Annotated in this window: 12 protein-coding genes; 7 read left to right on the top strand and 5 right to left on the bottom strand. The window is 71.0% G+C overall.

Annotated elements, in window-relative coordinates:
* Positions 1 to 82 precede the first annotated feature (82 nt).
* Entirely contained in the window at positions 83 to 1,525 is a 1,443-nt protein-coding gene (argG, locus tag MRBLMI1_RS14255; protein WP_367733930.1) for an argininosuccinate synthase, read from the bottom strand.
* Positions 1,526 to 1,596: 71 nt separating this feature from the next.
* A complete protein-coding gene (locus MRBLMI1_RS14260; RefSeq protein ID WP_367733931.1) occupies positions 1,597 to 2,265 on the bottom strand; it encodes a peptidylprolyl isomerase in 669 nt (222 codons plus the stop codon).
* A gap of 160 nt (positions 2,266 to 2,425) precedes the next feature.
* Between MRBLMI1_RS14260 and MRBLMI1_RS14265 the strand changes: the two genes are divergently transcribed.
* Entirely contained in the window at positions 2,426 to 5,287 is a 2,862-nt protein-coding gene (locus tag MRBLMI1_RS14265) for an immunoglobulin-like domain-containing protein (RefSeq protein ID WP_367733932.1), read from the top strand.
* Positions 5,288 to 5,333: 46 nt separating this feature from the next.
* Here the strand turns inward: MRBLMI1_RS14265 and MRBLMI1_RS14270 are convergent, their stop codons facing one another.
* Together MRBLMI1_RS14270 and MRBLMI1_RS14275 are read right to left on the bottom strand one after the other, a co-directional pair.
* Positions 5,334 to 5,609: a hypothetical protein gene (locus MRBLMI1_RS14270; protein WP_367733933.1), complete on the bottom strand. Its 276-nt coding sequence runs from the start codon at positions 5,607 to 5,609 to the stop codon at positions 5,334 to 5,336.
* Positions 5,610 to 5,713: 104 nt separating this feature from the next.
* Complete coding sequence (locus tag MRBLMI1_RS14275) at positions 5,714 to 6,430, bottom strand: Pr6Pr family membrane protein (RefSeq protein WP_367733934.1); 717 nt, start codon at positions 6,428 to 6,430, stop codon at positions 5,714 to 5,716.
* Between the two features lie 109 nt (positions 6,431 to 6,539).
* Here MRBLMI1_RS14275 and MRBLMI1_RS14280 point away from each other — a divergent pair, with 109 nt between their 5' ends.
* Both MRBLMI1_RS14280 and MRBLMI1_RS14285 read left to right on the top strand, forming a co-directional pair.
* Positions 6,540 to 7,826, top strand: coding sequence for an adenylosuccinate synthase (locus MRBLMI1_RS14280; RefSeq protein WP_367733935.1), 1,287 nt, complete (start codon positions 6,540 to 6,542; stop codon positions 7,824 to 7,826).
* A gap of 1 nt (position 7,827) precedes the next feature.
* Positions 7,828 to 9,030 (top strand): lactonase family protein, encoded by a 1,203-nt coding sequence (locus MRBLMI1_RS14285; RefSeq protein WP_367733936.1) that lies wholly within the window; start codon positions 7,828 to 7,830, stop codon positions 9,028 to 9,030.
* A gap of 15 nt (positions 9,031 to 9,045) precedes the next feature.
* On the opposite strand, the gene MRBLMI1_RS14290 is transcribed toward MRBLMI1_RS14285, so the two are convergent.
* Positions 9,046 to 10,170, bottom strand: coding sequence for an AI-2E family transporter (locus MRBLMI1_RS14290; RefSeq protein ID WP_367733937.1), 1,125 nt, complete (start codon positions 10,168 to 10,170; stop codon positions 9,046 to 9,048).
* A gap of 82 nt (positions 10,171 to 10,252) precedes the next feature.
* Between MRBLMI1_RS14290 and MRBLMI1_RS14295 the strand changes: the two genes are divergently transcribed.
* The 4 genes from MRBLMI1_RS14295 (at position 10,253) to MRBLMI1_RS14310 (ending at position 14,347) form a co-directional block, all read left to right on the top strand.
* The gene (locus MRBLMI1_RS14295; protein WP_367733938.1) at positions 10,253 to 10,558 is read left to right on the top strand and encodes a chorismate mutase; all 306 of its coding nucleotides are present in this window, start codon (positions 10,253 to 10,255) and stop codon (positions 10,556 to 10,558) included.
* Between the two features lie 462 nt (positions 10,559 to 11,020).
* Positions 11,021 to 12,310, top strand: a complete 1,290-nt coding sequence (locus MRBLMI1_RS14300; protein ID WP_367733939.1) for a quaternary amine ABC transporter ATP-binding protein — start codon at positions 11,021 to 11,023, stop codon at positions 12,308 to 12,310.
* Entirely contained in the window at positions 12,310 to 13,311 is a 1,002-nt protein-coding gene (locus MRBLMI1_RS14305) for an ABC transporter permease (protein ID WP_367733940.1), read from the top strand. Before MRBLMI1_RS14300 ends, MRBLMI1_RS14305 begins: the two co-directional genes overlap by 1 nt.
* A 130-nt stretch (positions 13,312 to 13,441) precedes the next feature.
* Complete coding sequence (locus MRBLMI1_RS14310; protein WP_367733941.1) at positions 13,442 to 14,347, top strand: glycine betaine ABC transporter substrate-binding protein; 906 nt, start codon at positions 13,442 to 13,444, stop codon at positions 14,345 to 14,347.
* The last annotated feature ends 24 nt before the right edge of the window (positions 14,348 to 14,371 follow it).

The following is a 14,371-nucleotide window of genomic DNA, read 5'->3' on the forward strand; positions in this document are numbered from 1 at the left end:
CCATCGCCTGTCCCCGCCGCAGCGGACCGCGGAAACGACGAAGCCGGCGGCCCCGAAGGACCACCGGCTTCGCGGGTACGGGTCAGTCGGTGCCGGTGTCGAACGCGGCGGCCTCGCCCGCGGCATCCGTCTTCTCCGCCAGGCGCTCGCCGGCGGCGTCGAGGGGAGCGGCGGGCTCGATGATCTCGCGCGCGCCGCCGGCGGCGACGTCGCCGACGAGCTCGCCGGTCGGGCCGCCGATGAGGCCGAGCGAGGCGTACTGCTCGAGACGGGCGCGCGAGTCGGCGATGTCGAGGTTGCGCATGGTGAGCTGGCCGATGCGGTCGACGGGACCGAAGGCGGCGTCGCCGACGCGCTCCATCGACAGCTTCTCGGGCGAGTAGGACATCCCGGATGCCACGGTGTCGAGGATCGTGTAGTCCTCCCCGCGGCGCAGGCGCACGGTGACGGAGCCGGTGATCGTCGACCCGACCCACTTCTGGATGGACTCGCGCAGCATGAGCGACTGCGGCTCGAGCCAGCGGCCCTCGTACATGAGGCGACCGAGGCGGCGGCCCTGCTCGTGGTAGGTGGCGAGGGTGTCCTCGTTGAGGATGCTGTTGACGAGGCGCTCGTAGGTCAGAAAGAGCAGCGCCATGCCGGGGGCCTCGTAGACGCCGCGCGACTTGGCCTCGATGATGCGGTTCTCGATCTGGTCGCTCATGCCGAGGCCGTGGCGACCGCCGATGGCGTTGACCTCGCGGACCAGCTCGACCGGGTCGTCGTAGCGTGTGCCGTTGACGGCGACGGGGCGGCCGGCCTCGAACTCGACGGTGACGTCCTCGGTCTCGATCTCGACGGCGGGGTCCCAGAACCGGACGCCCATGATGGGCTCGACGATCTCGAGCGAGACGTCGAGGTGCTCGAGCGTCTTGGCCTCGTGGGTGGCGCCCCAGATGTTGGCGTCCGTCGAGTACGCCTTCTCGGTGCTGTCGCGGTACGGGAAGTCGTGGGCGACGAGCCACTCGCTCATCTCCTTGCGACCGCCGAGCTCGGTGACGAAGTCGGCGTCGAGCCACGGCTTGTAGATGCGCAGGGCGGGGTTGGCGAGCAGCCCGTAGCGGTAGAACCGCTCGATGTCGTTGCCCTTGTAGGTGGAGCCGTCGCCCCAGATGTCGACGCCGTCCTCCTTCATGGCGCGCACGAGCAGCGTGCCGGTGACGGCGCGGCCGAGGGGCGTGGTGTTGAAGTAGGTGCGACCGCCGGAGCGGATGTGGAACGCGCCGCAGGCGAGGGCGACGAAGCCCTCCTCGACCAGGGCCGTCTTGCAGTCGACCAGCCGGGAGATCTCGGCGCCGTACTGCGTGGCGCGGCCGGGGATGGAGGCGATGTCGTCCTCGTCGTACTGTCCCAGGTCGCCGGTGTAGGTGCACGGCACGGCGCCCTTGTCGCGCATCCACGCGACGGCCACCGAGGTGTCGAGACCACCCGAGAACGCGATGCCGACGCGCTCGCCGACGGGAAGGGACTGCAAGACCTTGGACATGCCCTCGATTCTATTGGGGAGGGATGCCGCCCCCCGACCCGCCGGACGGGACAAGGCGCGACGGGCCGGCGTCAGCCGATCGTCACGCCCGTGATCGTCACCGCGTCGGCCGGCGGACCGTCGGGGCCGCCCGTGCTCGTACCCGCGGCGGCGATGCCCTGCACCACCGCGAGACCCTCGGGCGAGAGCTGCCCGAAGACGGTGTAGTTCGGGTCCAGCTGCGTGTCCTCGTAGACGAGGAAGAACTGCGAGCCGTTGGTCCCCGGACCGGCGTTGGCCATCGCGACCGTTCCCGCGGGGTAGGTCTCGGATCCGTCGAGCTCGTCGTCGAACCGGTAGCCGGGTCCGCCGGTGCCGGTGGCGGTGGGGTCGCCGCACTGCAGGACGAAGATGCCCTGCGTCGTCAGGCGGTGGCACTGGGTGTCGTCGAAGTACTGCTGCTCCGCGAGGGAGACGAAGCTGCCCACCGTGCACGGCGTGCGGTCCGCGTCGAGGGTCATCGCGATCTCCCCGGCGGAGGTGTCGAGCGTGACGGCGACGTCGCCCGCGGGAAGGTCGTCTTCCGCGGGTGGCGTCACCTCGACGGAGGCCTGGCCCGACGCCGGGTACGCGCACGTCGACGCCGGTGTGCCCGCACCTCCGCCGTTCGGCGCGGCGGCGTCGGGGGAGGCGCCGGCGCAGCCGGCGAGCGCGAGAAGGGCGGAGGCGGTCAGGGCCGCGGAGAGCAGACGGGGGCGCACGTCGTCCAATGTACGACGTCAGGCGGCATCCACCACCCCTTCCAGGGTGGGTGTTCCGTCGCTCCGCGGCGCGTTCGGCGACCTCTGGACGTCGGACGGCCCGGCCAGTATGTTAGCGAGAACAAATCCCGTGACAACGTCGTTTGGGGAAGAAGCCGTCATGCCATCCCGCCATCGCCGGCGCCTGTTCGCCGGCACCGCGCTCGCTCTCGCCGCCCTGCTGTCCGCGTTCGCGACCGTTCCCGCGAACGCGGACGAGACGGTGTCGGTCCCCGGCGGGCTCATCGCCCGTTACGCGCTCGACGAGACGCGCGGCAGCACGGCGGCCAACTCCGCTCCCGGCAGCACGATCGGTGCGGGCGTGGTCGAGGGCACTCCTCAGTGGGACACGGTCTCCGGCGGCTTCGTCTTCTCGGGCGGGCCGAACGGCAGCGGCAACGCCATCCGCCTGCCGAACGACATCAACCGGGGGCTGACGTCGATCTCGGTCGACTTCGACGTGTGGATCTCGCCCGAGCAGATGAACTACTACATGATCTACGCCATCGGCAATCGCGCACCCAGCGGTGCGGGCGAGCGATACCTCTTCGGATCGGGTGACTCGTTCCACACGGTGATCACCCCCGGCGGCCAGTCGCAGGAGATCAACATCCAGCCGCCGGGAAACCCCACGCTCGCTCGCGGCGTGTGGAAGCACATGACCTACACCCAGACCGGCACGACCGGCGTCCTGTACGAGGACGGGGTGGAGCGCACGCGGAACACCCGCGTGACGACCACTCCTGCCGACCTCGGCTCGACCGTGCTCAACTACCTCGGGCGCAGCGTCTACGCGTGGGATCCGTCCTTCCAAGGCAAGCTGCGCGACTTCCGCATCTACGATCGCGCGCTCACCGCCACCGAGGTGACGACGCTCTCCACCGACGTGCTGACCGAGGCGACGACCCTGGATGCCGCGGCGATCGATCTCGGCGATCTGTCGGCGGTCACGCAGCGGCTCACGCTGCCGGTCCGGGGCGCGAATGCGACGACGATCACCTGGGCGACGTCGAACGCGGCGGTCGTCTCCGCCGCGGGAGACGTGACACGCGGGGCCGAAGGCGCCGCCCCCGCGAGCGCGACCCTGACCGCGACCGTGGAGCGTGGCGGGCAGATGACGCAGCGCACGTTCCTGGTCACCGTCAGTCCGCGGGACGATGCGGCCGACGCCCGCCAGGCCGTCCAGGCGATCGCGGTGCCCCGTCTCGACGACATCCGCGAGAACATCACGCTGCCCACCCGGAGCGGTACGGCGACGGTGAGCTGGGCGTCCTCGATGCCTGACGTCATCGCCGTCGACGGCGTGGTGACCCGACCCGCGAACGGCGCCGCACCGGTCGCGGTGACCCTGACGGCGACGGCCCGCGTGGGTGCGGCGACCGCGACGCGCTCCTTCCCCGCCACGGTCATCCCCGCGCCGCCCGCCGATGAGACCCGCGCCTACCTCTTCCCCTACTTCACCGGAGAGGGCTCGCCCGAGGACGAGAAGATCCGGTACGCGGTGTCGAAGGGGAACAACGCCCTGGACTGGGTCACGGTCAACGATGACGAGCCCGTGCTCGAATCGAACCTGGGGGAGAAGGGTCTGCGTGATCCGTTCGTCATTCGTTCGCACGAGGGCGACCGCTTCTACATGCTGGCGACCGACCTGAACGCCTATCGCACCGGGTTGGACGGCTCGCAGGTCTTCGGCAGCCGCTACATCGAGGTGTGGGAGTCGACGGACCTGGTCACCTGGAGCGAGCAGCGCCACGTGCTGGTCTCGGACGCCGAGGCCGGCAACACCTGGGCGCCGGAGGCGTACTACGACGAGAGACGCGGCGAGTACGTGGTCTTCTGGGCGTCGAACCTGTACCCGAGCGGCAGCGCCGACGTCCCGCGCGACCCGTGGTCGAACTACAACCGCATGATGTACGCCACGACGCGCGATTTCGTCACCTTCAGCAAGCCCCGGGTGTGGATCGACGAACAGCAGCCCGGCGCGGGCAACGGCACGATCGACTCGACCGTCATGGCCGAGGACGGGTGGCTCTACCGGTTCACGGTGACCGAGTCGTCGAACATCCCGCGAGTGGATCGGACGAAGGACCTCACGTCCCCCATCACCCCGAGCAACAACCCCTGGAAGGGCGCTCAGGGGAGCGCCTGGGAGCCCCGGCAGTCCGCCGTCGGCTTCGGGCAGACCTACACCGGGACCTCGGGACGGTCCATCTTCTTCGACGAGGGCGAGGGTACGTCGCTTTTCCGTCCCAACACCGGCGACGTCAACGGCGATGACGGCGTGTACGCCTTCATCGACCAGGCTCCGTACTACGGCGGCGACGGCTACGTGCCGTTCAAGGCCAGCAGCCTCGCGGCCGGCGACTGGACGATCGTCCAGGACCGCAACCTGCCCCGCTCGGCACGCCATGGAACCGTGCTGCCGATCACCGTCCGCGAGTACGAGGCCATCCTCGAGCGTTATCAGCCCGACCGCCTCATCTCCGCGGCCGACGTCGCCGTGAGCACCCTCCCCGGCGTCGTCCCGACCCTGCCGGAGACCGTGTCCGCGGTCCAGGGCCGGGGCACCGCGTCCGAGCGCGATCTCGGTCCGACGGCGGTGGCGTGGGAGGGCCTGGATGCCGCGTCCCTGACGGCCGGCGCGACGGTCACCGTGCGCGGAACGCTGGCCGGGCACGGATTCGTCGAGGCGAGGGTGGACGTGCGCGACGTGACGGTCAGCGTGACGTCGCGCTGCGTCGCCCGCAAGGTCTCGCTCGTGACCCAGGTGCGCAACGGGGAGGACGCACCCGTGACCGTCGAGGTCGTCACCCCCGCCGGCGCGCGCAGTCTCACCGTCGCGCCGGGGGCCCGTTCGTCCGTCGCCTCGACGACCCGGATGGGGAGCATCGCGGCGGGAGACGCCGCCGTGTCCGTGTCCCCCGCGGGGGGCGGCGGCACGGCCACGACGGGCACGGTGGCCTACGCCGGGAGGACGTGCTGAGGGAGCCGTGGCATCCGGGGGCGGTCCCCCGGAGGTCCGTCGGCGATCACATGCCGCCCCACCACCAGCCCGAGAGGATGTAGCCGCCGGCGATGAGGATCAGCACGACGATCCAGCCGAAGAGGGCGATCGCGTTGAGGGCGATGCCCCAGCCGGACATCGTGCGCGCCTGCGGCTCGCGACCGCGTGACTTCACGCCGAGGACGAGGCCTACGAGCGGGGCGATGAAGATCCACCCGGCGATCAACGAGCAGATGCCGAGGACGAAGCTGGCGGTCGCGTAGGTGGTGCGGCCGGTGAGGGAGGCGTTTCGATTGGTCATCCCGGCACCGTAGGACGTCTGCGGGACGACATCGTCCGGCCCCCGGCTGATCCCCTGCGCCCGGGGAATGATCCGCGGTCCGCCGAGGGACGACGGTTCCCCGGTCAGGCCGCCCGTGCACGGGGGGAGGGGGAGACCCGGATGCCACGCCTCCGGCCGACCGCGACCACGCCGACGGCCACCACGACGATGCCCACGGCGATGCCGACGATGTAGGGGATCACGCTGCCCCAGCCGCCGTCGTTCGGGTCGAGGAACGGGTACGGGTACCAGTACGGCAGGCCGTTCGTCGGGTTCGTGATGAGGGGTGCGCGCAGCAGGGTGTAGGCGATCCAGACGAGGGGGAAGGCGGCCGCGCCGACGGCGGCGCCCCACGGCAGACGGCGGCGGTTCGGGCCGACGAACAGGTCGATCAGCAGGAAGACGGGCGCCCAGACGTGCATCACCTCGTTCGACCAGCCGACGGTGTCGGGCCCGATCGAGATCGCCCGCAGGAGCGTGTTGTAGACGACGCCGGTGATGACCATGTACGTCGTGACCCAGGCGAGGGCGGCCGCGATCGCCGGCGGCTCGGGGGCGACGCGCCGTCCGCGACGCAGGAACCAGACGGCCGCCGCGACGAGCACCGCGGCCGAGGCGGTGTTGGACAGGATCGTGAAGTAGCTGAAGAAGTTGGCGACCGTCGTGGGCATGTCCCGCCCCTCGGCGGCCGCGTTGGTCGTCGTGGACAGGAACTGCGCGACGATGGCGGCGACGATGAGCGCGGCGATCGCGAGGCGGGCGACACTCCACCCGGTCGCCCACCCACGGGACTTATACATTTCACCAGGGTAGGGAGGCGGCATCCCGGATCCGAGGGGTTGCGGCGGGGGTGTCGGCGCCTCTCGATAGGATGGGGTGTACCGCCCGGAACACACGCGAGGAGCGCACATGCCCGGAATCGTGATCGTCGGCGTCCAATGGGGAGACGAGGGCAAGGGCAAAGCCACCGACCTCCTCGGGGAGCGCACCGATTGGGTCGTCAAGTTCAACGGCGGCAACAATGCCGGCCACACCGTCGTCATCGGTGACGAGAAGTACGCGCTGCACCTGCTGCCCAGCGGCATCCTGTCGCCCGGGGTGACCCCCGTCATCGGCAACGGCGTCGTCGTCGACCTCGAGGTGCTCTTCAACGAGCTCGAGGCGCTCAACGCGCGCGGCCTGGACACCTCGCGACTGAAGATCAGCGCCAACGCGCACATCATCACGCAGTACCACCGCACGCTCGACAAGGTGACCGAGCGATTCCTGGGCAAGCGGCAGATCGGTACGACCGGCCGCGGCATCGGCCCCGCCTACGCCGACAAGATCAACCGCGTCGGCATCCGGGTCCAGGACCTGTTCGACGAGAACATCCTGCGCCAGAAGGTCGAGGGCGCCCTCGACCAGAAGAACCACCTGCTGGTCAAGGTCTTCAACCGCCGGTCCATCACCGTCGACGAGATCGTCGAGGACCTGCTCTCCTACGCCGAGCGCGTGCGGCCGATGGTCGCCGACACCGGACTTCTCCTGAACGACGCCCTGGACGCCGGCGACGTCGTCGTGTTCGAGGGCGGGCAGGCCACCATGCTCGACGTCGACCACGGCACCTACCCGTTCGTCACGTCGTCGTCGGCCACCGCGGGTGGCGCGTCGACGGGCTCGGGCGTCGGCCCCAACCGCCTCGACCGCATCGTCGGCATCGTCAAGGCGTACACGACCCGTGTCGGCTCCGGTCCGTTCCCGACCGAGCTCTTCGACGAGAAGGGCGACTGGCTGCGCTCGCGCGGCTTCGAGTTCGGCACGACCACCGGCCGGCCGCGCCGCGTCGGCTGGTACGACGCCCCGATCACGCGCTACGCGACCCGCATCAACGGCATCACCGACCTCGTGCTCACCAAGCTCGACATCCTCGGCGGCCTGGAGCAGATCCCCGTCTGCGTCGCGTACGACGTCGACGGCGAGCGGTACGACGACCTGCCCGTCAACCAGACGGACTTCCACCACGCGAAGCCGATCCTCGAGTACCTGCCCGGGTGGAGCGAGGACATCTCGAACGCGCGCACCTTCGCGGACCTGCCGCAGACCGCGCAGGACTACGTGCTGGCACTCGAGGAGATGAGCGGCACGCGGATCTCGGTCATCGGCGTCGGTCCGGCGCGCGACCAGGTCATCGTGCGCCACGACCTCATCGACTGACGTGCGCTTCTGGGTCGGCGCGTACGCGCCCGCGACCGGCTCCGCCGAGGGCATCGGCGTGCTGCAAGCGGGGGACGTCGACTCCGCGTGGGCGTCCGGCCCGCTCGGCATGGTCGGCACCGCGGTGGCTGCACCGGGATCCCCGTCCTGGGTCGCAGCGCACCCGGTGCACGACATCCTCTACGCCGCGCTGGAGTCCGACGGCACCGTGCAGGCATACCGGCGCACCGGCGAGGCGCGGCTGGGGCCGATCGGCTCCGCGGTGCCCGTCGGAGATGCGGTCTGCCACATCGCGGTTTCGCCGGACGCGTCGTTCCTCGTCGCGAGCTGCTGGGGTGACGGCCGCGTCGTCCGCATCGACCTCGACGCCTCCGGACGTCCGTCGTCCACGCCCGTCGTGGCCCCGGCGGCCACCGACCCCTTCGGGGCGACGTCGAACGGCGACGAGATCGCGACGGGAGCGACGGTGTCGGGGGCGGCCGTCCCCGATCTCGCCGCGGCCGCCCGCGCCCTCCGCGAGGCCGCGGGAGAGGAGTTCTCCCACCTCGTCCCCGCCTACGACGCCGTCCCCGAGACCGACGCCGAGACCGAGGAGGCGCGTGCCGGCGTCCGCGTCTCCCGTGCGCACGAGGCGATCTTCCTCCCCGGCGGCGTCGTCGCCACGACCGACATGGGCTACGACCTCGTGCGGTTCTGGCGACCCGGCGGCGGCGGCCTGCGGCTCCGGCAGGAGGTGGCGCTGCCCCGCGGCAGCGGCCCGCGCCACGGGCTGTGGCATCCCTCCGGTCACCTCTACGTCGTGACCGAGCTCAGTCGCGAGGTGTTCGTGCTGGCTCCGGATGCCGCCGGCTCCTGGCGCGTGATCTCGGGCGTTCCCCTGCTCGGGACGCTGGAGGACGACACGGCGGCCGAGCTCTGCGCGAGCCGCGACGGGTCGGTGCTGTACGCCGGGGTGCGCGGCAGCGACACGGTCGGCGTCCTCGCCGTCCGCGGCGCCGGGGAGGCGCTGCAGCTCACCGCGCTCGCCGAGGCGGGCACGCACTGGCCCCGTCACCACGTCGTCGTCGACGACACGCTCCTGGTGGCCGGCCAGCTCGCGCACGAGATCGTCTCGCTGCCGCTGGACCCCCGCACCGGCGTCCCCGGTCGCGTGCGCCACCGCACGCCGTCGCCGTCGCCCACGCGGCTGCTCCCGATGCGCTGACCGGGCGGGCGAGCCCTACTTCTTGGCGTCCTGCCGCGGGATGACGACCTGCGTGACGATCAGCAGCAGGGACGCGGTCACCGGGATGGCGACGAGCGCCCCCAGCAGACCGAGCAGCGTGCCGCCGACGAGGGCGCCGATGACGACGAGCGAGCCGGGGATCGAGATCGTGCGGTTCATCACCCGCGGCGTGAGGAGGTATGCCTCCACCTGCATATAGACGAGGTAGACGCCCGCGAAGATCAGTCCCGACACCGGGCTGACGATGAGGGTGAACAGGGTCGCGGTGATCCAGAAGAGCACCGAGCCCACGAGCGGGATGAGCGTGATGCCGAACGCCAGTGCCGCGAGGAGCGCGGCGAACGGCTGCTGCAGGATCGTCAGCACGATGAAGGCGAACACCGCGTTGCACAGGGCGAGGACGACCATCCCGGCCAGATATCCGCCGACGGAGTCCGCGATCTGACCGGTCATGTCCGCCACCGTCGCGCGACTGCGCGCGGGCGTGAGGCGCACGAGCGAGTTCTTGATGCGGGGGAGGGATGCCAGGAAGTACAGGCTCAGCACCAGCACGATGATCGCGCCCGAGATGCCCGTCGCGATGTCGACGCCGACCTGCAGCAGCCCGCCGCCGATCGCGGCGATGTTGGCCGGGTTGGTGACGAACCCCTGGATCTCGGTGAGCATGTCGCCGAGGCTGTCGCCGAAGTTCGTCTCGACGAACCGGACGGCGTCGCTGTCGATGACGTCGTTGACGAAGCTCGGGATGTCGCTGACGAACTGCTCGATCTGCCGCACGACGGGCGGGATGAGGATGTAGAGGGACCCGGCGAGGATGAGGGCCAACCCGCCGAAGACGATCACGATGCCCCAGGCGCGCTTGACGCCGTGCCGCACGAGGAAGCGCACGACCGGGTCCAACGCCAGAGCGACGAACAGCGCGATCGTGATGTAGATGAGCACCGTCGAGAGGTTGCTCAACGCCAGGCCGAGCAGGATCGCGGTGAGGCCGCCCAGGGTCAGGAAGAACCCCGCGGCGTAGGGTCGCGACAGCGCCGACCACATCGGCCGGTCGCGGGTGGTGGTCTCCCCGGCGGTCGCGCCCTCGGCGGTGGGATCGGGGCGCGTCGTTCGACTCATGGTCACACTGTAGGGCGCGCCCTCCGCCGGTCCGGCCCCCTGGCGCGCGCACGGTAATGTCGGACCGATCTCGGGAGGACTCATGACCGACGCCGACCCCACGACGATCCTTCAGGGTCTCCGCGGCAGCATCGACAACATCGACGCGGCCCTCATCTTCCTGCTCGCCGAGCGCTTCCGCTGCACCAAGCAGGTGGGTGTGCTGAAGGCGCAGCACGAGATGCCCGCGTCGGACCCCGTCCGCGAGGAGCAGCAGATCGCCCGGCTGAAGCGTCTGGCCGCCGAGGCCGACCTCGATCCGGAGTTCGCCGAGAAGTGGTTCAACTTCGTCGTCGCCGAGGTGATCCGGCACCACCGCACGGCCGCGGGCGACACCGCGGCCGGCTGAGTCGGCGGGCGGCCGGCTGAGCCGGCCGCCGCCCGGCGTCGACCGCCGTCCGGCGTCGACCGCGATGGCGCGACCCGGGCGTGGCTCGATGGGGTGGCATCCATCGTCCGGATCACCACGACACGCCCGGGTTGACATCTGCGATGCCCGACGGAGCCGCCCGCCGGGCGCATGGCACGCGGGCGCGCGTGCCACGATCGCCGCGCTTCTGCAAGCCGCGGTGCGATTTGCCAGCCGATCCATGGGCGGCAATGCTGGATGAGGCCCTTTCGGGCCGTTCACCCGACCAGTCCGCGGTCGCCGGTGCCGACTCGGGGGAGTCGACGCGGCGGGCGTACGGTCGGTGGCCTGGGCGCCGGATCCGACATCCTGCGCCGACGCGCACGCCCCCGATCGTGCGCCGACGGCCGCCACCCGGGCGTGACCGATGCGGCTCCTCCAGCGGCCGCCGAGGTACGCACAGTGACCCATCCGCCTGCCCTCGAGGCGAAGAACCTCTACAAGGTCTTCGGCCGGAATCCCCAGGCCGCCGTCGAGAAGCTCCGCGCGGGCGCCTCGCGCGACGAGATCGCCGACGCCGGGACCGCCGCTGTCATCGACGCGAGCTTCTCCGTCCAGCCGGGCGAGATCTTCGTCATCATGGGCCTGTCCGGCTCGGGCAAGTCCACCATCATCCGCATGCTCAACGGCCTGCACGACGCGACCGCCGGCACCGTCGAGGTGCAGGGCGATCCCATCACGGACGTCGCCCCGGGCCGTCTCCGCTCGCTGCGCCGCGACCGCATCGCCATGGTCTTCCAGCACTTCGCCCTGCTTCCGCACCGCACGGTCGCCGCGAACGTCGCCTACCCGCTCGAGATCCGCGGCGTCGGCAAGACGGAGCGCCTCGCGAAGGCGCACGAGATCCTGTCGCTCGTCGGACTGGAGGGATGGGGCGACAAGCTGCCCTCCGCCCTCTCGGGCGGCATGCAGCAGCGCGTCGGCATCGCCCGGGCGCTCGCCGCGGACACCGACATCCTGCTCATGGACGAGGCCTTCAGCGCCCTCGACCCTCTCATCCGTCGGGAGATGCAGGAGCAGCTCCTCGAACTGCAGCGCACCCTGAAGAAGACCATCGTCTTCATCACCCACGACCTCAACGAGGCGATGTTCCTCGGCGACCGCATCGCGGTCATGCGCGACGGCCGGATCGTCCAGATCGGCACGCCCGAGGACATCCTGACCGACCCGGCGAACGACTACGTCGAGCAGTTCGTGCAGGACGTCGACCGCGCCCGCGTGCTCACCGCCGCGAACGTCATGGAGCGCCCGCGCCCCCGCGTCGACGCCTCGGCCGGACCGCGCACCGCGCTCCGCCAGATGCGCGACGCCTACATGTCGGCCGTCTACGTCACGGACCGCGACCGCCGGCCGCTCGGGATCGTCACCGACCGCGACGCCGTGAAGCTGGTCCGCGCCGGGGAGAGCTCCCTCGTGAGCAGGCTCAAGCCGATCCCGCAGAGCGTCCGCGAGGACGACGTGCTCATGAACCTGTTCGTCCCGTCCGTCGAGTCCCCGCTGCCGCTGGCCGTGCTGGACGCCGACGGACGTCTGACCGGCGTCATCCCGCGCGTCACGCTGCTCGCCGCGCTCGGCCCCGGACCGAACGCGACCGAGGAGATCACCGTGCTGCCCCAGCCCGTGCCGCAGGCCGAGATCGACGCGGTGCTCGCCGGCGAAGCCGCGGCACCCGAGACCGAGGCGGTGCGCTGATGGACGGGTTCCGCATCCCGGTCGGCACCTGGGTCGACGCCGGCGTGGACTGGGTCCGCGACAACCTCTCCGGCGTGCTCGACGCCGTCGCCGTGGTGGTCCGCTTCCTGGTCGGCGGGCTCAGCGACGTGCTGCTCGCCGCGCCGATCATCGTCGTGATCGTCGTCGCCGCGCTGCTGGCGTGGCTCGTCCGCTCCTGGAAGCTCGCCGTGGGCACGGTGATCGGCTTCGCACTGATCCTCGCGATGGGGCAGTGGGTGACCGCGCTGCAGACCCTCGCCCTCGTGCTCGTCGCGACCATCGTCGCCGTGGCCATCTCGGTGCCCCTCGGCATCTGGTCGGCCCGCAACAGCACCGTGCGCGCGGTCCTCAAGCCCGTGCTCGACTTCATGCAGACGATGCCCGCGTTCGTCTACCTGATCCCCGCGATCACGTTTTTCAGCATCGGCGTCGTGCCCGGTGTCGTCTCCACGGTCATCTTCGCGCTGCCCCCGGGCGTGCGTCTGACCGAGCTCGGCATCCGCGGTGTCGACTCCGAGACGGTCGAAGCGGGACATGCGTTCGGGGCCACGCCCGGGCAGATCCTCCGCCGCATCCAGCTGCCGCTCGCCATGCCGACGATCATGGCCGGCGTCAACCAGGTCATCATGCTGGCGCTGTCGATGGCGGTCGTCGCCGGAATAGTCGGCGCCGACGGCCTGGGCAAGGAGGTCGTGCAGTCGATCTCCACCGTCAACCTGCCCAAGGGCGTCGAGGCGGGCCTCAGCGTGGTCATCCTCGCCGTCTACCTGGACCGTCTCACCGCGGCCCTTGGTAGTCCCGCGGAGCACCGGTCGTCGCTGCTCGGGACGATCGGGCGTCGCCGTGCCGCGCGCGCCACGACCACCGCGGCCGCGGCCCCCTCGGCGCCGCACGTCGACACCGCGTCGGCGGACGCCGCCCGCGAGGCCGAGCGCGAGAAGGCCGCGCCGCGTCGGGCGCCGGTGTCGACGGGGCGCTGACCCCCGGCATCCCGCCCCTCCCTCCCGCGGCGGGGTCGGTCCCGCCCGCCGGACCCGCTCCCGTGACGCGGGACGATCCCTCCCGCGCGGAGGCATCCGGAATCACACACGAAACGGAAGAGAACACAGCATGCAGAAGCGACACCTCACCGCGACCCTCGCCCTCGGCGCCGTCGGCGCGCTCACCCTCGCGGGCTGCGCCAGCGGCAACCAGGCCGACGGCGGCTCGGGCGACGGCGGCGACCGCGGCACGATCACGCTCGGCTTCCTGCCCTCGTGGACCGACGGCCTGAGCACCGCGTACCTGCTCGAGGACCAGCTCGAGAAGCTCGGCTACTCCGTCGAGATGCAGACCCTCACCGAGGCCGGCCCGCTCTACACCGGTCTCGCCCAGGGCGACGTCGACATCTACCCGTCGGCCTGGCCCGAGCTCACGCACAAGTCCTACATGGACACCTACGGCGACGACATCGAGGACCTCGGTGCGTACTACGACAACGCGAAGCTCACGATCGCGGTGCCGAGCTACGTCGACATCGACTCCATCGAGGACCTCGCGGCGAACGTCGACCGCTTCGAGGGGCGCATCTACGGCATCGAGCCCGGGGCGGGCCTCACCGCGCAGACGCAGGACAGCATGCTCCCCGGCTACGGCCTGGACGGGCGGTTCGAGCTCGTGACGTCGTCGACGGCGGCCATGCTGACCGAGCTCGACAACGCGATCGCGGCGCAGGAGGACATCGCGGTGACCCTCTGGCGGCCGTTCTGGGCGAACGACGCCTACGACGTCAAGGACCTCGAGGACCCGCAGGGCCTCATGGGCGACCCCGAGGCGCTGCACTTCCTCGGCACGGCCGGCTTCGCCGAGCAGTACCCGGATGCCGCCGAGCTCATCGCCGGCATCCAGCTCGACGACGAGCAGTACGGCGCCCTCGAGGACCTCGTCGTCAACGAGTACGGCGAGGGCCGCGAGGCCGAGGCCGTCGACGCCTGGCTCGAGCAGTACCCCGACGCGTTCTCCACGCAGCGCAGCTGACCGTCGCGTCACCGAGACCCTCCC

Source organism: Microbacterium sp. LMI1-1-1.1 (assembly GCF_040815675.1).
Taxonomy (GTDB): Bacteria; Actinomycetota; Actinomycetes; order Actinomycetales; family Microbacteriaceae; genus Microbacterium.

Coding starts and splice junctions, on each gene's coding strand:
- MRBLMI1_RS14305 (WP_367733940.1), top strand. CDS start 12,310: ATGGACGGGTTCCGCATCCCGGTCGGCACCTGGGTCGACGCCGGCGTG.
- MRBLMI1_RS14275 (WP_367733934.1), bottom strand. CDS start 6,430: ATGTATAAGTCCCGTGGGTGGGCGACCGGGTGGAGTGTCGCCCGCCTC.
- argG (WP_367733930.1), bottom strand. CDS start 1,525: ATGTCCAAGGTCTTGCAGTCCCTTCCCGTCGGCGAGCGCGTCGGCATC.
- MRBLMI1_RS14310 (WP_367733941.1), top strand. CDS start 13,442: ATGCAGAAGCGACACCTCACCGCGACCCTCGCCCTCGGCGCCGTCGGC.
- MRBLMI1_RS14290 (WP_367733937.1), bottom strand. CDS start 10,170: ATGAGTCGAACGACGCGCCCCGATCCCACCGCCGAGGGCGCGACCGCC.
- MRBLMI1_RS14270 (WP_367733933.1), bottom strand. CDS start 5,609: ATGACCAATCGAAACGCCTCCCTCACCGGCCGCACCACCTACGCGACC.
- MRBLMI1_RS14265 (WP_367733932.1), top strand. CDS start 2,426: ATGCCATCCCGCCATCGCCGGCGCCTGTTCGCCGGCACCGCGCTCGCT.
- MRBLMI1_RS14280 (WP_367733935.1), top strand. CDS start 6,540: ATGCCCGGAATCGTGATCGTCGGCGTCCAATGGGGAGACGAGGGCAAG.
- MRBLMI1_RS14295 (WP_367733938.1), top strand. CDS start 10,253: ATGACCGACGCCGACCCCACGACGATCCTTCAGGGTCTCCGCGGCAGC.